The sequence below is a fragment of the Pseudomonas sp. CGJS7 genome (assembly GCF_036961695.1).
The window spans coordinates 1-21,923 of the sequence record NZ_JBAMDI010000120.1; the positions used below are offsets into that span (position 1 = coordinate 1).

Sequence of the window (21,923 nt, forward strand, 5' to 3'; positions counted from 1 at the left end):
AACCCCGCATCCACCGCCGCTGCGTTACAACGTCGGCGCCCGCACCGGGCGACCGATCTTGAAGGAGTGCCCATGCGCCTGATGCCTATCGCCGCGATGCTGACCGTCGCCGTCCTCGCCGCCTGTTCCAAACCGCCGGCTGCCGATCCGGGCGCCGCCGACGCGGCCAAGAACGCGCCGGCCGACACCGCCGCGCCCGCCGACGCCAACACCGCGCCGCCGGCCACCGATCCCGGCCCGGCCGGCCAGCCGATGGGCAAGATCGGCGCCGATCAGGTCGGCAAAGTCAGCCCCGTGCCCGCGTTCAAGGGCTTCGGCGAGCATTGGAGCATCGACATCCACGCCACCGGCGAGATGAACCACAAGGTCGAGCTGACCTGGGGCAGCGGCAGCGAAAAAGCCAGCGGCAGCGCGCGTTACAACGGCCAGCCGGCCGACGCGCCCAGCACCCTGATCGTGCTCAGCGGCGAACTCAACACCGCCGCCGGCGCCAAGCCGATGACCGTCGAGATCAGCCAGAAGGAATGCACCGACGACGGCGACAACAAGCACATGCAGTCGGTCGACGTGCATGTCGACGGCATGGACAAGATGAGCGGTTGCGGGGATTTGGCGGTGTACTGAGCGATCGCTTAGTCGCTGCACGTTGGTATCGCCCAAACGGCCCGCATCGCGGGCCGTTTGCGTTTGCGGCGGTCGCGGGGCGGTGGTTCGGGCGAGGGATTTCGATTCCGGCCGGCCCCTCCGACTTGATCTTGATTGGCTCAAATCTTTGCGAAATTCCCTTTACGCTTTTACACAATTTGCGCAGTGGGTTTGCGAAATGTGACCTGGGTGATCAAAAATCTTCTGGGTCTGCCTATAAAAAACAATAAGATAGGATAGGTTTTTACAAATTTTTCACCTTCGATTGTGACATGCGGTCCGACCCTTTATTAATTGGGGGGCACCAGCCGACCACAGGCTGAGCTTTCTGGACCATTCATCAAGGGGAAAAACATGTTCACCACTCACTGCGCCAGCAGCAGGCCGCTGCGTCGCCGCCCGCTTCTGCTCGGCATCCTGGTTGCCATCGCCACGCCCAGCTTCGCCCAGCAACCGCCCGCCGCCGTGCCGCAAGCGGCCGCGCAAGACAGCGCCAGCAGCGCGCCGACCGATCTGGACCGGATGGTCGTCACCGGCTCGCGCATCCGTCGCGCCGGCCTGGACACGCTGGAACCGGCGACGGTGGTCAGCAAGGAATTCATCGCCGAGCGCGGTTTGAGCAACGTCGCCGATGCGATCAACGAAATGCCCGGCTTCGGCGTCGGCGTCACCCCCGAAGGCGGCCAGTCGACCTTCGGCGTCGGCGTCAACTTCGTCAATCGCTTCGGCCTGGGCAGCAACCGCACCCTGACCCTGGTCAACGGCCGCCGCTATGTCTCCAGCAACGGCGTGACCTTGTTCGGCCCCGGCGCGCCGGGCATGCAGGTCGACCTCAACGCGATTCCGACCTCGATGGTCGAACGGGTCGAGAACCTCGCCATCGGCGGCGCGCCGACCTATGGTTCGGATGCGATCGCCGGCGTGGTCAACGTGATCCTGCGCAAGGACTTCGAGGGCGTGGAAGCCGGCGCCAGCTACGGCGTCACCGGCGAAGGCGACAACCAGCGCTTCAACGTCCACTCCACCATCGGCGCCAGCTTCGGCAAGGAAAAGCGCGGCAACGTCACCGTGTCCTTGTCCTACGACAACGTCAACGGCGTGCTCCAGCGCGACCGCGATTTCTTCGCCGCGCGCTACACCAACGCCAGCAATCCCAACGCTTCGGTGATGAACCGCTTCCTGCCCGGCCGCACCCCGGGCAACGACGGCCGGGTCAATCCGAACGTGCCGTTCAACACCGGCAACAACGACGGCATCCCCAACGGCGTGCAGATCGCCAACACCCGCTTCTGGGAAGAACCCTTCGGCGGTTACGTCTATCCGGTCACCGGCGCGGCGCCGCCGGGACTGGCCGTGTCCGGCCACACCCTGGTCACGCCGCGCGACGGCACCACCGCCAACCCGCTCGGTCCCGACGGTTTGCCCGACAGCGTGTTCGTGCGCGCGCGCGGCTTCGGCGCCAACGCCGACCAGTACCTGGGCTTCGCGCCCAACGGCAATCTGGTGCCCTACAACCCGGGCATTCCCTACAGCCTGGACACCGCCAGCGGCGGCGACGGCATGAACCTGGTCGACAGCGGACAGATCACCGCCGACGTCAAGCGCATGACCTTCATGGGCAATGCCCGCTACAAGGTCACCGACTCGATCGACGCCTTCGTCGAGAGCACCTTCTATTCGGCCGAAAGCTTCGAGCTGGCCGACCAGTGGGCCTACAACGCACCGTCCTTCGGCGGACTGTCCGGCGCGATCCGTTTCCCGGCCGACCACCCGATGCTCAACGCCCAGGCCCGGCAGACCCTGGCCCAGTACGGCGCCAGCTCGTTCATGCTCGGCCGCGCCTCGCGCGATCTGGTCGAAAACAAGGCCAGCGGCACCACCGAGCTGACCCGCGTGGTGTACGGGCTGGAAGGCAACTTCGAACTGGCCGACCGGGTGTTCTACTGGGAAGTCTCGGGCAACTACGGCCGCAGCGACTCGCGCTTCTACGGCACCAGCCTGAATCAGCAGAACTTCATCAACGCGCTCAACGTCGAAGTGGTCGGCGGCCAGGTGGTGTGCGCCGGCCGGCCGATCGCCGGCCTGGTGATTCCGGGCGGCAACACGCCCATCGCCGATCCCAACTGCGTGCCGCTGAGCCTGTTCGGCGACGGCGCGCCCAGCGATGCGGCCAAGCGTTACGTCACCCAGCGCACCGCTTCGCAATCGCTGCTGGAACAAGAGGTCTACAACGCCAACATCTCCAGCACCGCGTTCGACTTGTGGAGCGGCCCGGTGAGCTACAACGTCGGCTTCGAGCACCGCAAGGAAACCGGCCTGTTCGATCCGGACACCTTCCTGCAGAAGGGCCTGGGCCGCTCGGTGGCGATCACCCCGCTGTCGGGCAAGTACACCACCAACGAATGGTTCGGTGAGTTCGTGGTGCCGTTGATCAACCCCGAGCGCACCTTCCCCGGCCTGCGCAAGCTGGACGTGGTCGGCAAGTTCCGTCAGGTCGACAACTCGATCAACGGCAAGTTCGACACCTACACCTACGGCCTGCAGTGGAAGCCGTTCGAGGACCTGGAAATCCGCGGCAACTTCACCCGCTCGCTGCGCGCTCCGGCGATCACCGAAGCGTTCCTGCCGCAGGCCGAGTCGTTCCAGTTCGTCACCGGCGACCCTTGCGATTCGCGCTTCATCAACAGCGGCGGCGCGCGTCAGGCCCAGCGCACCACCAACTGCAAAGCGTTCCTGGATTACTACGGCCTGAGCAACTTCACCTCGACCGCGGCCGGTTCCTCGATCCGCGGCGTCAGCGGCGGCAATCCGGACCTGGAAAACGAATCGGCCGATTCCTACACCTACGGCTTCACCTGGGCTCCGTCGTTCCTGGAAGGCTTCGCCCTCACCGCCGATTACTACAACATCAAGATCGAAGGCGTGATCTCCTCGCTGACCGCCTCGCAACTGGCCCTGGCCTGCTTCGACAGCACCGACTTCAACGCGGCCGACGTGCCCAACGCCAATGCGTTCTGCAGCAAGATCGTGCGCAACCCGGCCGGCTCGGGCCCGACCAGCGCCGGTCAGGCGACGACCTTCACCAGCGGTTTCGTCAACGGCAAGTACCTCAACATGGAGGCTTACTCGGCCGAAGCGCGTTACGGCTTCGACACCGGCTGGGGCCGCTTCAACATCGGTCTGGTCGGTTACTTCCCGCGCAAGCTGATCCAGTCCAACACCGGCATCACCGAGGACGAATCGGTCGGCGAGATCGGCACCTCCGAGCGCCAGTACCTGTTGTCGGGCAATTGGCAGGGCAAGAACTGGAGCGCGGGTCTGAGCGCGAATTACCTCAGCAGTGCGGTGTTCAACGTGCTGGACGTGGCCGAAACCCGCGACATCCTCAGCGTCGGCAGCCAGACCACCTTCAACGCCAACACCAGCTACCGCTTCGCCGACAACCGCGGCGTGGTGCGCCTGGCGATCACCAATCTGACCGACAAGGACCCGCCGTTCCCGACCACCGGCATCGGCACCTACGATCTGCTTGGCCGTCGCTACAACCTCTCGTTCGAGTGGAAGTACTGATCGGCGATCGCGTAGTCACAGCCTGTCATCGCAACGGCCCCGGTCTTCGCACCGGGGCCGTTGCGTTTTGGGTTAGCGCGCGGCCGCCTCGCGTCCGATCCGCCCGTGCAACCAGCGCACCAGCAGCCACGACACCATCGGCGCGAACAGCAGGATCAGCAGCACCACCGCGATCCGCCCGGCCATGTCCCAGCCTTCGCCGCCACGCACCGCCGGCAGCGAGGCGAGCACGATCAGCGCCGGGGTCAGCAGCGAGGACAAGCTCGCCGGCACCGCGCCGGAGCCGCGCCGCGCGGCGAACATCAGCGCGAACAAGCCGTGCACCGTGCCGACGCCGAGCGCGACCACGCTCATGCCCACGCGCTGGTCGCCGTCGCCCAAGGCGGTGAACGAGGCCGCGACGTTCTGCACCAGCAGCGCGATGCCGGCGCACAGACTGGCCGCGATCAGCGCGCCGAGCACGCGGCGCTGCCAGGGTTTCCACACCGCCGGCGCCGGTGCGCGCCCGCCCAGGCGCCAGGCCAACGGCAAGGCGATCGCACCGATCAGCACGACCTTGGCCGCGCCCAGCAGCGACACCCACATCAGCAGTTCCTGGCGGGTGCGGCTTGCAGCCAGCGCCGTCAAGGCTTGGTTCTGCCCCAGCGACCAGGCCAGGCCGAGCCCGAAAATCAGCACCAACGCCGCCAGCACCGTCAACCATGCGCGCCGCGGCACGCCGTTCTTTTCGACCAGGCGAGCGCTCAGCGCCAGCACGAAGCCGACCAGCAGGCTGGTCGAACACAACCATTGCAGCGCTTGCGCCGCCGGCGACAGGGTGTCGCGCGCATCGGCCGGCGTGGTCGCCACGCCGATCAGCACGAACGCGCCGGACAAGATCAGGATCAGCGCGGCCAGGGTCAGCGGGACGAACACGGGGGAACGGTTTTCGGCGACGACGGTCGACATGCGGGGTCCGGGCTCAGGCGGTGGCAGCGGGCAGAGTAACGAGTTCGCGCCGGTCGCGGCGCGGCGCAGTCGGCGGTTCGTCCCGCGGCCGCAGCCGCGCAACCGGCGCGAGCGCGGGCGCGATCGTGGAAATCGATGCGACGCCGCAGCTTTCACGCGCGCCGCGTCCATTCGTTGATAGCGGTACCGGCGGCACCTCGCCGCCCCTTCCAGGAGCTCTCCATGCGCGTTCTTTCTGTCCTCGCCGCCGGCCTGGGCCTGGCCGCGGCCGTGTCGGCGCTGCCGGCTTCGGCGCAGGCCATCGCTTTTCCCTCACCGAATTTCCGCGGCGGCAACACCGACTGGCAGACCACGCTTGCGACTCAGCAGGATCTGGCGGTGGTGTACTCGCTGCAGGCGCCCGGCGCGAAAGCGCTGCTGGTCGGCGCGCTGGCGCAGCAAGGCGCGCCGCAGGGCCAGTACAAACTCACCGGCACCTTCGGCAAGGGCACGCCGCTGACGGTGGCGATCGCGCCGGTCGCGCTGGGCAAGGTGTGCAAGGACAACAACGGCAAGACCGGCGGCCCGTACGGCGCCTACACCTACGCGATCACGGTGACGCCGCAAGGCGCCAAGCCCAGCTCCAAGACGGCGCCGTGGCCGACCTTCCTGTACGGCTGCGGTGTGTTCACCAGCGAGTGAAGCGCGCCGCCGCGCCGCGGTTCAAACCGGCAAACGGAAAAACGCCTGCGCCGTGGCGGTGCTCGCCGCCGCGGTGACCTCGACCGCTTCGCCGCGGTCGCGGGCCAGTTCTTCGACGATGTGGGCCAGGTACATCGGCTCGTTGCGCCGGTGCGAAGGCGCCGGCTTGACCGTGCGCGGCAGCAGATACGGCGCGTCGGTTTCGATCATCAGCCGCTGCGCCGGAATGTGTTTGACCAACTCGCGCAGGTGCAGGCCGCGGCGTTCGTCGCAGAGCCAGCCGGTGATGCCGATGTGCCAGTCCTGGTCGAGGTAGTCGAACAACTCCTCGCGGGTGCCGGTGAAGCAATGCACCACCGCCGGGCCGAGCTTGCCGTCGAAGTTCTTCATCATCGCCATGAAATCGGCGTGGGCGTCGCGCTGGTGCAGGAACAGCGGCTTGCCGGTGTCGACTGCGGTCTGCAACTGCATCTCGAACGCGCGCCGCTGCGCCGGGCGCGGGGAGAAGTCGCGGAAATAATCCAGGCCGCATTCGCCGACCGCGACGGTCTCCGGATGCGACAACAACTCGCGCATTTCCGCATCGCATTCGGTGGTGTATTCGCTGGCGTGGTGCGGGTGCACGCCGGCGGTGGCGAACAACTCGCCGGGATACCGCCGCGCCAGTTCCAGCGCCTTGGGCGAGTGCTCGCGGCTGGCGCCGGTGATCACCAGCTTGGCCACGCCGGCCTCGCGCGCGCGCTGCAGCACCGCCTCGCGATCGTGGTCGAAGCTGTCGTGGGTGAGGTTGGCGCCGATGTCGATCAGTTGCATGTCAGAGCGGGGGTAGAGCGGGCAGCGCGCAGTGTAGAGGTTCCCGCGGGTGCGCCCAACCTTGGGCGGAGCGCCGTCTCCCCAGTTCGTCATTCCCGCGAAGGCGGGAATCCAGAGACTTCAGCGCCGTCCTTCCAGCCCGTCATTCCCGTGAAAGCGGGAATCCAGAAATTTCAGCGTCATCTTTCAGTTCGTCATTCCCGCGAAAGCGGGAATCCAGCGACTTCAAACGTTCTCGCACGAAAGGCCCTGGATTCCCGCCTTCGCGGGAATGACGTTCTGGAGAGAGGCGCGGCGCGGTTTTTGCAGAACCTCGAAGCCTCGCTTGCAACTTCGAAACCCACCCGCACCATTCCGGCCACCGCCCCCGGTCCGTATCCTTGCGCGGGTGAACACACCCGCTTTCCCCATCGATCCGCTGCTGCCGGCCATCCGCGACAGCCTCGCCGAACACCCGCGCCTGGTCCTGGAAGCCCCGCCCGGCGCCGGCAAGACCACCCAGGTGCCGCCGGCGCTGCTGGACGCGCCGTGGCTGCAAGGCGGCAAGATCGTGATGCTGGAACCGCGCCGGGTGGCCGCGCGCGCGGCGGCGAACTTCATGGCCCGCCAGCGCGGCGAGGCCGCCGGCGACACGGTCGGCTACCGGATCCGCTTCGAGAACAAGATCGGCCCGCGCACCCGCATCGAGGTGGTCACCGAAGGCATCCTGACCCGGATGATCCAGGACGATCCAACCTTGGACGGGGTCGGCGCGCTGTTGTTCGACGAATTCCACGAGCGCCATCTGGCCGCCGACCTGGGTCTGGCCCTGGCCCTGGACGTGCAGGCCTCGCTGCGCGAAGACCTGCGCATCGTGGTGATGTCGGCGACCCTGGACGGCGAGCGTCTGGCCCAGTTTCTCGACGCGCCGCGGCTCAGCAGCGCCGGGCGCAGCTACCCGGTGACGGTCGGGCACTACCCGGCGCGGCGCGAGGAGAAGCTGGAACACCAACTCAAGCGCGCGGTCGAGCACGCGCTGGCGCAGCACCCCGGCGATGTCCTGGCGTTCCTGCCCGGGCAACGCGAAATCGCCCGCGCCGACGCCGCCCTGGCCGGCAGCGAGGCCGCGCGCGGCGTGGACGTGCTGAGCCTGCACGGCGAGCTGCCGGTCGAACAACAAAGCCGGGTGCTGCAACCCGACCCCGACGGCCGCCGCCGGGTGGTGTTGGCGACCAACGTCGCCGAATCCAGCGTGACCCTGCCCGGCGTGCGGGTGGTGATCGATTCGGGGCTGGCGCGCGAGCCGCGTTACGACCCCAACAGCGGCTTCGCCCGCCTGGACGTGGTCGCCATCGCCCAGGCCTCGGCCGATCAGCGCGCCGGCCGCGCCGGTCGCGTCGCCGAAGGCTGGGCGTATCGGCTGTGGCCCGAATCGCAGCGCTTGGAACCGCAGCGGCGGCCGGAGATCGCCCAGGTCGAACTGGCGGGGCTGTGTCTGGAACTGGCCGCGTGGGGCGACGCCGGCCTGCGCTTCGTCGATCCGCCGCCGGGCGGCGCGATGGGCGCGGCGCGCGAATTGCTGCTGCGGCTGGGCGCGTTGCAGGACGGCGGCGACCGCGCGCCGACCATCACCGCGTTCGGCAAACGCATGCTCGCGCTGGGCACCCATCCGCGCTTGTCGGCGATGCTGCTGGCGCCGACCGATCCGCTCGAACGCGCGCTGGCCTGCGACCTGGCCGCGTTGATCGAAGCGCGCGATCCGCTGCGCAGCGGCGGCGACGCCTTGGCCGCGCGCTGGCAGGCCCTGGCCGCGTTCCGCGCCGGCCGCGCCCCCGCCGAGGCCTCGCGTTCGGCGTTGGCGGCGCTGGATCAGGCCGCCAAACAGTGGCGCCGACGTTTGCGCGTGGACGCCAACCCGCCCGCGGCCGTGCCCGCGCACGCGCTCGGCGATCTGTTGCTGCACGCCTTCCCCGACCGCATCGCCCGGCAACATCCGTCCGATCCGTATCGCTACCAACTCGCCAACGGCCGCAGCGCCAAACTGTTCGACGACAGCGCGGTGTACGGCGAGCGTTGGCTGGTGATCGCCGAACTGCGCGACGACCCGCGCGACGCGCGCATCCTGCGCGCCGCGCCGCTGGATGAGGCGCGGCTGGAACGCGAGTTCCCGCAGCGCTTCGTCAGCGAAGACCGGGTGGTGTGGGACGCCAACGCGCGCGGCATCGCCGCGCTGCGCGAACGCCGCTTCGATCGGATCGTGCTCGACAGCCGGCCGCTGGCCAAACCCGATCCGGCGCGTTACGCCGACGCGCTGGTCGACGCGGTGCGCCAACTCGGTCTGGACGCGTTGCCGTGGACGCCGTCGCTGCGGCAATGGCGCGAACGCATGCGCTGTCTGCGCGAATGGATGCCGGAATTGGCGCAAGGCGAACACGCGTTGCCGGACTTGAGCGATGAAGCGCTGCTGGCCGGGCTCGACGATTGGCTCAAACCGGCGCTGCGCGGCAAGACCCGGCTGGATGCGCTGGACGAAGCCGCGTTCGGCGAAGCCCTGCGTTCGCTCGCCGATTGGACCTGGCGGCAGAAACTGGAAACCCTGGCGCCGACCCGGATCGCGGTGCCGTCGGGGCAAGAGCGCGCCATCCATTACCACTTCGAACCCGAACGCCACGACCCGCACATCGGCGCGACGCCGCCGGTGCTGGCGGTCAAGCTGCAGGAATTGTTCGGTCTGGCCGACACCCCGCGGATCGCCGACGGCCGTGTGCCGTTGACCTTGCACCTGCTCTCGCCAGCGGGCCGGCCGTTGCAGGTGACCCAGGATCTGCGCGGTTTCTGGGAGCGCGGCTACCCGGAAGTGCGCAAGGAAATGAAAGGCCGTTACCCGCGCCATCCGTGGCCGGACGATCCGTGGACGGCGACCGCGACCCATCGGGCCAAACCGCGCGGGACGTGAGCGGCGCGGATTCGATCCGTTCCCGCATGGGCTGCCTGTAGGAGCGGCGCAAGCCGCGACCGCGAAACGCACAAGCCGGCGTCTGTGCGGCGACCTGCATGTCATACGGACAGGTCCGCCGATGCGCGCGCATCGCGCGTAGGCGGTCGATACGTCGCAATCGCGGTGGACGCGGTTGTTGGGTTGGCGCGGTCGCGGCTCGCGCCGCTCCTGCAGGTAGTCCATGCGACCGCCGATACACATCCGTACTGGTCAACCTCCGCCGCCGCGTGTTTACATTCAGGCCCCAGCCAGACCGCCGCGCCAGCGCTCACAGAATTTCAACGGTGGCGCGCCGACACTGGAGCCCGTTTCTCCTGTCCAGGACCGACACGATGAGCAAGTTCGAATCTCTGCCCGAGCGCGCGCTGGAATTGGTGCACGCGATCAGTGCCAACATCAAGGAAGCCGCGCCCAAGGCCGGTCAGTGGCTGGAGACCGGCGCCAAGCTCGGCGTGGTCAAGTCCGGCGCGCGCACCGCCGGCGGTTTCATCCGCCGCAACCCGGTGGTCGCGGTGGCCGCCGTCGCCGGCGCCGGTTTGCTGTGGTACGCCGCGGCGCGGCGCAAGGCGCGCAAGCAGGCCGAAGGCGGCGAGACCATCGAAGGCAGCGCGCGCCGGATCGACGCGCGCCGCGCCGAACGCAGCGAGTCGCGCCGTCGCCGCAATGCCGGCGATGAGTCGACCGAGTGATCCATGCATCGCTCGCCGTGCGGCGAGCAGTGCGATAGCGAGGCCGGCCATAGCGCCGGCCTTCGTTTTTTCGGGCCTTCCGTTTCGGGTGTGCGGGCCGCCGACGATCGCTGAGAGCATCGATTCCTAACCACCCCGTCGTCAGCGCGCAACTCACCTATCGTCATTCCGGCGAAAGCCGGAATCCATTTTGACGTTGCTCTTAGGCGCTTCAGCCACGCGCAAACGCAACCACCCGAGCCGGTGGAGCAAAATCAAAATGGATTCCGGCTTTCGCCGGAATGACGGTAGGTGGGTCGCGCGGTCGCCGGAATGACGGTAGGTGGGTTGCGCGGTTTGTTTAGGTGAGTTGCGTGGTTTGTTGCGGTCGGCGAGTGAGGCGCTGCTGTGGCCAGCGCGTTGCGCGGTCGTGTTTCGACCGATGAGTTGCGCGGCGCCGTTCCAGCCGGCGGATTACCCGATCGCCTCAGCGAACCTCAATCCACCGCTGGCGCCGGCGGATGCTCATGCCCCACCGCTTCGGGCAACTCGATGATGAAACGCGAGCCGCCGTGTTTGCGTTCCTCGTACCACAACTGCCCGCCGGCATTGACCACGATCTGTTTGGCCAGCGACAACCCCAGCCCGCTGGACAGGCCGTCGTCGACTTCCTCGTCGTGCAGGCGCACGAACGGCTTGAACAACTCGCGCTGGCGCGCGACCGGAATGCCCGGGCCGCGGTCGGCGACGATCAGTTGCCAGAAGCCCGGCGCGCTGTTGCGCGCGGCCAGGGTCAGGTCGCTGCCGGGCGCGTACTTCATCGCGTTGGTGACCAGGTTCTCGCTGACCTGACGCAGCACCCGCGGGTCCATCGCGACCTGGGCGCTGCCGTTGGGCGGCGGCAGCACGTCGACGTGGATGCCGCGCGCGTCCAGTTGCATCTCGTAGCGGCGCACCAGCCAACCCAGGGTTTCGTTGAGGTCGGCGCGGCCGGTCTGTTCGGCGCGTTCGCGGGTGCCGGCCTGGCTTTCCAGGTAATGGCGGATGTAGCCCAGCGCATCGTCGGCGCTCTCGTGGATCATCTGCAGGTAGCGCGGCACGCGCTCGGGCTTGCAGCCGTTGTTGAGCAGCAGGTCGCTGGCGAACAGCACGCTGGTCAGCGGGTTCTTGAGATCGTGCGCGACCAGGTTGACCAGTTCCTCGCGTTCGCGCGCGACCCGCTCCAGGCGGTCGCGGGTCAGCTTCAATCCGACATGTGCGTTGACCCGCGCCAGCAGTTCTTCGGGCAGGAACGGTTTGGTGACGTAATCGACCACGCCGGCATCGAAAGCGCGCAGCAACAGGTCGCGGTCGTGGGCGGCGGTGACGAACACCACCGGCACCCGCAGCGGCGAGCCGGCGCGCAGCGCTTCCATGACCTCGAAGCCGTCCATGCCCGGCATCATCACGTCGAGCAGGATCAGGTCCGGCGGCGAGGCCGCGTACAGGCTCAGCGCCTCGTCGCCGGTGGAGGCCGACACCACTTCGTAACCCTGGCGGGACAATAGGGCGGTGACCACGCGCAGGTTCGCGGCCTGGTCGTCGACGACGAGGATGCGGCCGGTGGATGTCGCGGGTGTGCTCATACGTCCTGTAGATCCCCGTAGAGGCCTAAAATCACGGCGGTTTCACGTCAATTTCGCATACGTGAATCGCGTGGAAATCGTGTGGAAGTTAACAGAAACCTTCACGCAAAGGCGGGACGGTCGACGGAAAAAGTGAATCGTTCACGCCCCTGCGACCGGATGCCGCAACGGGCCGCGGCAGGCCAGCCCATGGCGCGAGTTGGGCATGGCTGAAACTTTTGCGGCGGCGCATCATGAACACCGTCGCATTAAGGAAATTGCAATGAACTCACATGCGCTGGGACTACCGCCCTTGACCGTCGCGGCACCGGCCTTGTGCAGCGCGTACGCATGACATCTGCTCCTGCCGCGACGCCCGGTTCCGCCCTGACCTGCCGCTTGCCGATCCCGCCCCTGCCATGAACGCCGTCAGCTCCCCCGTGTCCACCGCTCCCGCCGTCCAGGCCCGCCGCCTGGGCATCGCCATGGCCGCCACCGGCGCGGTCCTGTTTTCGGCCAAGGCGATCCTGGCCAAGTTGCAGTACCGCTACGGCGTGGATTCGCTGCAGGTGCTGACCTTGCGCATGGCGCTGTCGCTGCCGTTGTTCGCGCTGCTGGGCATTCGCGAGACCCGCCGCGCCCGCGCCCGCCAGGCGCTGCCGTCGCGGCGCGACTGGGGCTTGATCGTGGTGCTCGGCGTGCTCGGCTATTACCTGTCGAGCCTGCTGGATTTCTGGGGGCTGGAATACGTGCCGGTGTCGCTGGAGCGTCTGATCCTGTTCCTCAATCCGACCATCGTGCTGCTGATCGGCTTGTTCGCGTTCAAGCGCAAGGTCGCGGCCAAGGAATGGATCGCCTTGGCGGTGAGCTATGCCGGCGTGGTCCTGGTGATGGTCGAGAACCTGCGCGTGCAGGGTGATCACGTGCTGCTGGGCAGCGCCCTGGTGCTCGGCGCGGCGGTCAGCTACGCGCTGTATCTGGCGATGTCGGGCGAACTGGTCAAGCGCCTGGGTTCGCTGCAACTGGTGGCCTACGCGATGCTGGTGTCGACCGCGGCGGTGCTGATCCACTACCTGATCGCGCGCGATCCGGCCGCGTTGTTCGGCCTGCCCTGGCAGGTGTACGCGCTGGCCGCGGCCAACGCGGTGTTCTGCACCTTCTTGCCGGTGACCTTCACCATGGCCGCGGTGTCGCGCCTGGGCGCCGGCACCGCCGCGCAGTTCTCGGTGATCGGGCCGGTGTCGCTGGTGTTCCTGGGCGCGTGGGTGCTCGGCGAGAAGATCACCCTGATCCAGTTGCTCGGCACCGCGGTGGTGCTGGGCGGGGTGCTGCTGCTGAGCCGGCCGGGCGCCAACTCGGTGCCGGTGGCGCCGCCGGAGAAACCGTCCGCGGGCGCTTGAGCGGGCGGTCGGGCAAAAAAACGGGCGCCCTGGGGCGCCCGTTTTCGCAAGCGTTGAAGCCTGGACTCAGTGAGTCGCCGCCAGCGGCAGGAAGTGCGCTTCCTGGAACACGCCGATCGAGCGGCAGGTGCTGTTCTGCAAGGCCGCCAGATCGGTCTGACGGCGGCGCAGATCGCCGCCGTAGCTGCGCATCGTCGTCGACACCACGCCATCGGGGATCGTGTACTGGGTCGGGTTGGACACGCTCGGCGGCGGCAGCGGGGGCGGCGGCACTTGATTGCCGATCAGGAACTGCGACAGCGCCGCTTGCGCGCCGGACGCGCGCGGCGCCACGTGCAGGAAGCTGCCGGTCTGGGTCTCGCGCCCGTGGCAGGCATCGCAGGTGTTGAGCGAGAACTTGTTGCGCGCGTCGTTGTTGGCGATGCCCGGATGGCGCCAGGCCTGCTGCGGCGAAGGATTGAGCACCGATCCGGTCAAGAACGGCGTACCCAGATAGCTCAGCGGCACCACGTGCTGCTCGGCCAGCACCGCCGGCTGATTGGCGTTGATGAAGGTCGCCAACAGATTGGTGCTGGTGGAGTTGTTGAAGCTGTGGTGCGGGGTCTGCTTGGCCGGCACGATCGACAACTGGTTGCTGCCGCGCAGGATGTTGAACTCACGCAGTTCCCAGGGGTTCTGCAGGAATTCGTTGGTGCGGATCTGGTTGATCGCGCTGCCGTTGGGCTTGCGCGGCGAGGCGTTGGCCGAGGTGAACTGGTCGGTCAGCGCCTGCAGCGCGGCGTTGTAGCCCGGCGAGCCCAGCACCATCGAGCCCAGGTTGCCCCACTGCTGGGCGTAGCTGCGCACCGCCGGGCAGCCGTTGATCGGCACGCCGTATTCCAGGATCACGGTGAAGCGGTGCTGGGTGCACGAGCCGTTGGCGTTGCGGCGGATCACCCCGAACACGAACCGGCCCTCGCCGGCGTTGCCGCCGCCGTAAGCCGAATTGCCGCGCAGGTCGACCCGGTTGACGATGGCCAACAAGCGCATCTGCGATCTGGCCAGATCCAGCTTGCCATTGCTCAGCCGCGGCCAGGTGTTGAGCACCTGGCTGATCACCTGCGAGCGCGCCGGCACCGGGAAGGTGTTGACGCTGGTGGTGGTGGCCCAGGTCTTGAGCCAGTTCTCGACGAAGTCCGACGGGTCCACGCCGGTCAGCGGCTGATTGGCCATGTTGGTCATCAGCCGGTTGAAGGTCCACGCGCCGTTGGGATTGCCGGCGTTGGTGCAGGCGTCGAAGGTGCGGGTCGGGTCTTCGACCACCGACGGGTCGACCACCATCAGCGAGCGTTCCGGGCGCACCCGGCGCAGCGGCCCGAACAGGATGTGGCGCGGGATCTGGATCGCGGTGCCGGCGGCGATCTGTTTGCGCAGTTGTTCCGGGTCGAGGAACCGCACCGGCTCCTCGGCGATCATCAAGCGGCCGTCGAACTCCGGCGCGGTGTCCTTCTGGCCGGCTTCGTTCTGGCGTTGCTCTTGTTCCTTGACGAAGGAGTCGAAATCGAAGCCGATCGCGGCGCGGTACAGCTCCGGGTCCTTGTCGTCGCGCTTGAGCGAGACCGGTTTGCCGTCGACGTTGAACGGGATTTCCGCCGGCAGGTCCTGGCCCTTGGCGTAACGCAGTTGCAGCAGCGCGTTGCCTGCGGACGATTGCGGGGTGGAGGTGAGGGTGATGGCGTCCAGCGCCGGTGGGACTTGTTCGAAGCTGGACGTGTCGGCGGCGGCAGTCACGCGGCCGGCGGCGTCGGCCGGGGCGGCGGGAGACAGCAGGTAGACGGCGCCGGCGCTGACCGCCAGACCGATGCCGAGGGACAGCGAACGCAGGGTGTACATGGGTCGGGCTCCTCCGATGAGCAGACCGCGGTGGCGTAGCGCCAGGCGCGTAGCTATCGGTGACGCTAGGGCCCGTGCGAGGCGCCCGCCAGCGCCGGCATGGGATCAAACCGGGACGGTTTCTCAGCCATCGCGGCGATTGGTGGCGATCTTGCGATAGCGGTCGCAGAGCGTTTGTGCGCGATGGCGAATCGGGGTGCGCGGCGGTTCGCGCTCGCCGTTTGCGCGCGGTTGCAGGACCAAGCGCGAATGGTGGATTCGATGCGTAGAAATTGAGTCTCGCGCGAATCGGACCGCGCGGCGAGAATGGCCGCCTCTCATCGCCAGCGCTGTCGCACGAGCATGCAACGATTCCTGATTCTCCTCGCCCTGCTCGCCGCGGCGGTGTTCGCCTATCTGCATTGGTTCGGTTCGAAGGCATCCGGCTACAGCCTGGCCCGCGTCGAGCAGCAGCCGATTCCCAAGCGCGAGTTCTATGAGCTTTGGCGCGAGGTCGGATTACAGGAGTGCGACACCCGCGACCAAGGTCCGAGTCAGCTCGCGCCGGCGCCCTGTCGCGACTACGTGCTGGCCAAGCACGACCGTTGTGTGGCCAGCGCCGGCAGCAGCGCGCCGGCGCAGATCGCCAGCAAGGCCGAATCGCGCCGGCTGGCGCATCTTTATTTGGAATGTGTTCAACCCATGCCCCATTGCAACGGCGTGGAAGTGCGCACCTTCGAAGAAGCCCGCCGCCACTGCCCGCCGTGACCGGGCGCTAAAGCGTCCGCCACTGCCCGGGCTGCAGATCGCCGAGTCGGTGCGGGCCGATCGCCACGCGCACCAGCCGCAGCGTCGGCAAACCCACCGCCGCGGTCATCCGCCGCACCTGCCGGTTGCGGCCTTCGCCGATGGTGAGGGCGATCCAGGCATCGGGCACGGTCTTGCGCAAGCGCACCGGCGGATCGCGCGGCCACAGCGCCGGCGCGTCGATGCGCTCGGCCTGCGCGGGCAGGGTCGGGCCGTCGTTGAGCTGGACGCCGCGGCGCAGCGCCTGCAGTTGCGCGTCGTCGGGTTCGCCTTCGACCTGCACCCAGTAAGTCTTGGGCTGCTTGTGGCGCGGATCGGTGAGCCGGTGGGCGAGGCCGCCGTCGTCGGTCAGCAGCAACAGGCCTTCGCTGTCGTGATCCAGCCGGCCGGCGGCGTACACGTCCTTGGGCAGGGCGAAGCCGGCCAGGGTCGGTTTGGGCGGGACGCTGCGATCGGTGAACTGCGACAGCACCCCGAAGGGTTTGTTCAAGGCGATCAGCATTGCGGTCCAGGGTTCGGTCGTGCGGCCGACGGGCCGGCGCGATGCATCGGATCAGGGCCGATGCACCGCGGCGGTCGCCGCGATCAACGCGGCTTGCGGAACTTCAAGGTCATCCGGTCGCTTTCGCCGATCGCCTGATACTTGGCGGCGTCGGCCGGGTCGTGGTTGTTGGACGGCGGCAGCGTCCACACGCCTTTGGCGTAGTCCTTGGTGTCGCGCGGGTTGGCGTTGATCTCGCTCTTGCCTTCCAGCTTGAAACCGGCGGCTTCGGCCAGCGCGATCACCTGCGCCTGACCCACGTAGCCGGACTTGTCGTCGGCCGGCACGTCGGCCTTGGCCCGGTGCTCGACCACGCCGAGCACGCCGCCGGGCTTGAGCACGTCGAAGAAGCCCTTGAACATCACCTCGGCCTGGCCGGCCGAACGCCAGTTGTGCACGTTGCGGAAGGTCAGCACCACATCGGCCGAACCGTTCTCGCCGAAGAACGGCTTGTACGAGTCGTACGCGGCGATGGCGACTTTGCCGTACTGCGCCGGCGCGGCGGCGAACTTCTGTTCCAGCGAGGTCTTGGCCTTGGTGAAGTACAGCCGCGAGCTGGCCTGGGTCTGGGTGTCCGGATCGACCACCGCGGCCACGTAGCGGCCCTTGGCGGCCAGGTACGGGGCGAGGATTTCCGAATACCAGCCGCCGCCCGGGGTGATTTCGACCACGGTCTGCTCCGGCTTGAGGCCGAAGAAGCTCAGCGTTTCCAGCGGATGGCGGTAGCCGTCGCGGGCGACGTTCTTCGGGTCGCGCCAGCTGCCGGCGATGACGCTCTTGAGCGAGCCGGCCGGGCCGGTGTCGCGCACGACCGAGGCGGGCTTGGGATCGCTCTTGGGCGTGGCTTGCGGCTGCGGCTTGGCTTCGGCCTTGGGTTCGGGCTTCGGCTCCGGCTTGGGTTCCGGTTTCGGCTCGGGTTTCGGCTCGGGTTTCGGTTCGGGCTTAGGTTCGGGCTTAGGTTCGGGCTTCGGCTCAGGCTTGGCTTCGGCCGGGGCCGGTTCGGGTTTGCTTTCGGGCTTGGCTTCGGCCTGCGCTTCGGCTTTCGCCTCGGCCTTGGTCTCGGGCTGCGCCTGCGCCTGAACTTCGGCCTTCGCTTCGGCCTTGGCTTCCGGCGCGGCGGCGGCATTGCTGGCGTTGGCTGCGGCGGTGGCCTCGGCTGCAGCTTCCGCGGCGGCCTTTGCCGCGGCTTGCGCCGCCGCCTCGGCAGCCGCCACGTCCTCGGCGGCTGCTTGTGCCGGCTTGGCCGGATCGGCGGCGGGGGTTTGTTGAGCGTGTGCGGCTACGGCCAAACCGGGCAGCAGCGCGGCCAGCGCCCAACGGGCAAGACGTTGTCGTTCCATGCAACGGACTCCATGTCGTTTGGGGAGGCCGCCAGCCTACCGCAAGCGTTCAGTTTCCGGGACACCATCACAGTGCGCGGCGTGGCGCATTCAGCGCCGCTTGCGTTGAGTTTTGTTGGCCGTCGCGGTTTGGCCGCAATCGCCTTCGTCGGTGCTCGCGGCCACGCGCACGGCCAGATCCGACTCCATCTGATCCACGTAAGCGCGCGCCTGTTCGTGCAGCCAGGTGCGGAACGATTCCAGCCCGGCGTGATCGACCGAGCGCTGCGGATACACCAGGTAATGGCCCCAATCGATCTTCAACCGGCCCTGGCTCAGCGGCACCAGTTGCCCGTTGCGGATCAGCAAGCGGGTGCGCGCCATCCGCCCCAGCGCCACGCCCAGGCCTTCGACCGCGGCGCGGTGCATGGTTTCGGAATCGTCGAAGTGGGCGACGAAGCGGGTCGGGCGTTTGCCGCCGTAGCGGTCGAACCAATCCTGCCAATAGGTGGACAGGTCGCCCAGCAGCGGCCAGCGGTGCAGGTCTTCCTGCGCCGGCAGCCCGCCCATGCGTTCGACCAGCGCCGGGCTCGCCACCGGCACCAGGGTTTCGTCGAACAGGTGCTCGATCACCAGCCCGGGCCAGCGCCCGTAGCCGCCGCGCATGGCCGCGTCGATGCCGGGTTCGCGGTCGAAATCGACCAACGCCGCGGACGAGAACAGGTTGAGTTCCAACTGCGGGTACAGCGCGACGAAGCCGCCCAGGCGCGGCACCAGCCAGGAGGAGGCCATCGACGCCATCAGGCTCAGGGTCAGCACGTCGTCGCGGCGCGGGCTGTATGGGCGCAGCGCGTGATCGAGCGCGTCCAGGTGCGGGGCGACCACCGACAACAGGCGGTCGCCGTCGGCGGTCAGGCTGACCCCGCGCGGCCCGCGTTCGAACAAACGCCGGCCCAGGCGTTCTTCCAGGGTGCGGATCTGATGGCTGAGCGCGCTGACGGTCAGGTGCATCTGTTCGGCCGCGCGGGTCAGGTTCTGGGTCCGCGCGGCGGTAGCGAAACCCAGCAGAGCGTGCAACGGCGGTCGGTTCATCGCGGTGGGTCCAGGGCGGCTGCCGGGGAGCGGCATGGAACGGCATGGAGTCGGTGCCAGCCTACAACCTGATTCAAGACTGGCTTGCAAACGCGTCGCTTTTTTGCCGATTCTGGCGAGCGTACCTTGCGAATCACTCAATAGGCCAGCCCCAACCCCCTTCCCCGGGGCCGGCCCGATCCGCCAGGAGGCTAGGCCATGAATATCTACAAGAACCTGATGTTTCTGCACGGCCATTTCGTCGACCCGCGCGACGCCGACGATGAGGCCGCGCTGGTGGCGCAGACCCGCGCCGCGGAGCCCGCGCCGGCGTACGTCCCGGCCCGGGTCGTCTCGCGCAAGGTTCAAGTCTCGCGCGCCGACAGGCTCGGCTGGCGCGCCTGGTTGCGGCTGTGGCCGCGCGAGACTTCGCGGGTGGATGGCGATTGCGGCGTGCGTGGGTGAGCTTGATGCGAGCGATCGGCTGCGTTTGCGATGCCAGAGATCGGCCCCGCTTCGGCGGGGTCGGTCGTTTAGGGCTTTAGCGTCGTCCCGTCGCAACGTCATTCCCGCGAAGGCGGGAATCCAGAGACTTCAGCGCCATCCTTCCAGGTCGTCATTCCCGCGAAGGCGGGAATCCAAGGACTTCAGCGCCATCCCTCCAGGTCGTCATTCCCGCGAAGGCGGGAATCCAAAGACTTCAGCGTCATCCTTCCAGCCCGTCATTCCCGCGAACGCGGGAATCCAGAGACTTCAGCGCCATCTTCCCAGCCCGTCATTCCCGCGAAAGCGGGAATCCAGCGACTTCAAACGTTCTCGCACGAAAGGCACTGGATTCCCGCCTTCGCGGGAATGACGGTAGGTGAGTACGCTGTTGTTGACGTTCGACGTTCGACGTTCGACGTTCGACGTTCGACGTTCGACGTTCGACGTTCGACGTTCGACGTTCGACGTTCGACTCCCGCCTCCCGCCTCCCGCCTCCCGCCTCCCGCCTCCCGCCTCAAGGCAACCGCCGCTCCGACGGATACGGCGCCACATCGCTGCGCTGCCCGCCCATCAACCCGGCCTGCACCTGCTGCCACCACTCCATCCGGAAAATATCCCCGTGCGCATGCATCAACGCGCCCAGCAGCGGCGGCGACAGGCCTAGAAAGCGCGGGAACTGCTCGGGAAACACGTCGTTGCCGTGGGCGTAGAACCACGCGCCCGATTCCATCTCTTCCTCGTGATTGCGCGGCGCCGGCACTTGCCGGAAGCGGCAGTCGGTGACCAGGCACAACTCGTCGTAATCGTAAAAAATCGCCCGCCCGTGCCGCGACACGCCGAAGTTCTTCAGCAACAGGTCGCCGGGAAAGATGTTGCTCAAGGCCAGATCGCGGATCGCCTGACCGTAGTCGATCACCGCCGCGCGCGCGGCCTCGGCGGGTTGTTCGCGCACGTACAGATTCAACGGCCGCAAGCGGCGCTCCACATAGCACAGGTGCAGGACCAGATCCTCGCCGTCCTGGCTGATGCTGCCGGCGCAGGTGCTGAGCAATTCCTCGAGCAGCTCCGGCGAAAACCGCGCGCGCGGAAAGCGCAGGAACCGGAACGGCTGCGCATCGACCAGGCGGCCGACGCGGTCGTGGTGGAACACCAGCGAGTACTTGGCCTCCACTTCCTCGCGGGCGACGTCCTTGGGATAGGCGAAGCGGTCGCGGATCAGCTTGAACACCAGCGGATAGCTGGGCAGGGTGAACACCGCCATGACCATGCCGCGCTCGCCCTCGGCGTGAATCAGCCGCTCGCCCGGTTGCGCGGCGAACTGGCGGAAGAAGGTGCGGTAGCGCTCGGTCTTGCCCTGCTTGGCCCGGCCGAGCACGGTGTAGAGCTCATCGATCGGCTTGCCCGGCAGCAGCGTGCGCAGGAACACCACCGCGTCGCCGACCGTGCCCAGGTCGGCATGGAAGTAGCTGCGCGAGTAACTGAACAACTGCACCACTTCGCTGCGCAAGGTCAGCACCGCATCGACCTTGAGCGCGCCGTCGTCGTTGACCAATGCGATCACGCACGGCGAGAACGAACGCTCGCCGAACACCCGCCCGATCAGATACGCGCGGCGTTCGCGATAGAACACCGTGTCCAGCAATTCCACCGCGCGCACCGGATGCGGGCCCCAATGCTGCAGATCGTCCTGCAGGCGCACCGCGATCCCGGCCGCGCAGCGGGTGCGGTGCGCGTACGGCACGGCGAAGGGATAGTCGTCGAGCACGCGCATGAAGGTTTCGACCAACCGATCGCCGGACACCGCATAGCTGTGCCGCGCCACCGGATGGGTGATCGCGTCGGTCGGTTCGATGTCCAGGGCGACGAATTCCAACGCCGGATCGACGCCGCGGGTCTTGAAGAAGCGCCGGGTCAAGGTGTTGAAGAAGGTCTTGTACAGCTCGCCGTCGAGCAGCGGCGCGATGATGTCGGCGTACGACGCGCGCACCTGCGCCCACAGCGTGTGTTCGCGCGCGCGTTCGCCCAGCCGCGCCTGCAGCGCGTCGCTGGCCTCGGCCACGCAGCGGTCGTACAACTCGATGCGCTCGACCGCGTCCTCGCGCGCGCCGTTCCAGTCGCTGCGCTCGAACCGGCCTTGCGCGCGCCGGGTGATCGCGGCGAAGCGCGCGTGGTAGTCGGCGAACGCATCGCGGATCTGGCTGGCGATGGCGGCGGCTTCGGCCGGGCGGGCCGGATCGGCGGAAGAGGCGGGCATGGCGGCAGTGTAAGACCAGCGCGCGGCCGCCCGCTGGATCCATTGCCGCTGAAACCAATCCTCGCGCCGCGCCGGCAGGCCACCGCGGCCCTCGGCCCTCGCCGGCCCGGCCGGTCACAAAACCGATGCATTGCACGGAATTATCGGAGTACCATCCGCTGCGACGGTGCAGGGACGCAGCAAGCGCCGATGGAATGGCCGATCCGGAGGTCGCCACAGGCGCTGGCCTGTCGGCACCGCATCGCCGCGATCCATCGTCGTCCGTGTCTTGTGCGCTCGCAGTCGGG

16 protein-coding genes are annotated in these 21,923 nt (G+C 67.8%); 8 read left to right on the forward strand and 8 right to left on the reverse strand.

Features of this window, described 5'->3' with window-relative positions:
* Positions 1–72 precede the first annotated feature (72 nt).
* Both V7787_RS42070 and V7787_RS42075 read left to right on the forward strand, forming a co-directional pair.
* Complete coding sequence (locus tag V7787_RS42070) at positions 73–624, forward strand: hypothetical protein (protein WP_336093523.1); 552 nt, start codon at positions 73–75, stop codon at positions 622–624.
* Positions 625–999: 375 nt separating this feature from the next.
* A complete protein-coding gene (locus V7787_RS42075) occupies positions 1,000–4,215 on the forward strand; it encodes a TonB-dependent receptor domain-containing protein (RefSeq protein WP_336093525.1) in 3,216 nt (1,071 codons plus the stop codon).
* A 72-nt stretch (positions 4,216–4,287) separates the two neighbouring features.
* Here V7787_RS42075 and V7787_RS42080 read toward each other — a convergent pair whose 3' ends face one another.
* Positions 4,288–5,163, reverse strand: coding sequence for a hypothetical protein (locus V7787_RS42080; RefSeq protein ID WP_336093527.1), 876 nt, complete (start codon positions 5,161–5,163; stop codon positions 4,288–4,290).
* Positions 5,164–5,385: 222 nt separating this feature from the next.
* Here V7787_RS42080 and V7787_RS42085 point away from each other — a divergent pair, with 222 nt between their 5' ends.
* Positions 5,386–5,844, forward strand: coding sequence for a hypothetical protein (locus V7787_RS42085; protein ID WP_336093528.1), 459 nt, complete (start codon positions 5,386–5,388; stop codon positions 5,842–5,844).
* Between the two features lie 21 nt (positions 5,845–5,865).
* Here the strand turns inward: V7787_RS42085 and V7787_RS42090 are convergent, their stop codons facing one another.
* Positions 5,866–6,657, reverse strand: a complete 792-nt coding sequence (locus V7787_RS42090) for a TatD family hydrolase (protein WP_336093530.1) — start codon at positions 6,655–6,657, stop codon at positions 5,866–5,868.
* Between the two features lie 388 nt (positions 6,658–7,045).
* Between V7787_RS42090 and hrpB the strand changes: the two genes are divergently transcribed.
* Positions 7,046–9,592 (forward strand): ATP-dependent helicase HrpB, encoded by a 2,547-nt coding sequence (gene hrpB / locus V7787_RS42095; protein ID WP_336093532.1) that lies wholly within the window; start codon positions 7,046–7,048, stop codon positions 9,590–9,592.
* 374 nt (positions 9,593–9,966) lie between these two features.
* Entirely contained in the window at positions 9,967–10,323 is a 357-nt protein-coding gene (locus V7787_RS42100) for a hypothetical protein (RefSeq protein ID WP_336093534.1), read from the forward strand.
* Between the two features lie 476 nt (positions 10,324–10,799).
* On the opposite strand, the gene V7787_RS42105 is transcribed toward V7787_RS42100, so the two are convergent.
* Positions 10,800–11,927, reverse strand: a complete 1,128-nt coding sequence (locus V7787_RS42105) for a hybrid sensor histidine kinase/response regulator (protein ID WP_336093536.1) — start codon at positions 11,925–11,927, stop codon at positions 10,800–10,802.
* A 398-nt stretch (positions 11,928–12,325) separates the two neighbouring features.
* On the opposite strand from V7787_RS42105, the gene V7787_RS42110 reads away from it, so the two are divergent.
* A complete protein-coding gene (locus V7787_RS42110) occupies positions 12,326–13,306 on the forward strand; it encodes a DMT family transporter (protein ID WP_336093537.1) in 981 nt (326 codons plus the stop codon).
* 66 nt (positions 13,307–13,372) lie between these two features.
* On the opposite strand, the gene V7787_RS42115 is transcribed toward V7787_RS42110, so the two are convergent.
* Positions 13,373–15,178, reverse strand: coding sequence for a hypothetical protein (locus tag V7787_RS42115; protein ID WP_336093539.1), 1,806 nt, complete (start codon positions 15,176–15,178; stop codon positions 13,373–13,375).
* Between the two features lie 342 nt (positions 15,179–15,520).
* Here V7787_RS42115 and V7787_RS42120 point away from each other — a divergent pair, with 342 nt between their 5' ends.
* Positions 15,521–15,925, forward strand: a complete 405-nt coding sequence (locus tag V7787_RS42120) for a hypothetical protein (protein ID WP_336093540.1) — start codon at positions 15,521–15,523, stop codon at positions 15,923–15,925.
* A 7-nt stretch (positions 15,926–15,932) separates the two neighbouring features.
* Here V7787_RS42120 and V7787_RS42125 read toward each other — a convergent pair whose 3' ends face one another.
* The 3 genes from V7787_RS42125 to V7787_RS42135 all read right to left on the reverse strand — a co-directional run bounded on the left by V7787_RS42125 (position 15,933) and on the right by V7787_RS42135 (position 18,916).
* A complete protein-coding gene (locus V7787_RS42125) occupies positions 15,933–16,466 on the reverse strand; it encodes a pseudouridine synthase (protein WP_336093541.1) in 534 nt (177 codons plus the stop codon).
* An 83-nt stretch (positions 16,467–16,549) separates the two neighbouring features.
* Positions 16,550–17,845, reverse strand: coding sequence for a class I SAM-dependent methyltransferase (locus tag V7787_RS42130; protein WP_336093542.1), 1,296 nt, complete (start codon positions 17,843–17,845; stop codon positions 16,550–16,552).
* A gap of 90 nt (positions 17,846–17,935) precedes the next feature.
* On the reverse strand, positions 17,936–18,916 hold the full coding sequence (locus V7787_RS42135) for a LysR substrate-binding domain-containing protein (RefSeq protein ID WP_336093543.1): 981 nt from the start codon (positions 18,914–18,916) through the stop codon (positions 17,936–17,938).
* Between the two features lie 198 nt (positions 18,917–19,114).
* Here V7787_RS42135 and V7787_RS42140 point away from each other — a divergent pair, with 198 nt between their 5' ends.
* Positions 19,115–19,360, forward strand: coding sequence for a hypothetical protein (locus V7787_RS42140; RefSeq protein WP_336093544.1), 246 nt, complete (start codon positions 19,115–19,117; stop codon positions 19,358–19,360).
* 536 nt (positions 19,361–19,896) lie between these two features.
* On the opposite strand, the gene aceK is transcribed toward V7787_RS42140, so the two are convergent.
* Positions 19,897–21,636, reverse strand: a complete 1,740-nt coding sequence (gene aceK / locus V7787_RS42145) for a bifunctional isocitrate dehydrogenase kinase/phosphatase (RefSeq protein WP_336093545.1) — start codon at positions 21,634–21,636, stop codon at positions 19,897–19,899.
* Positions 21,637–21,923 lie beyond the last annotated feature (287 nt).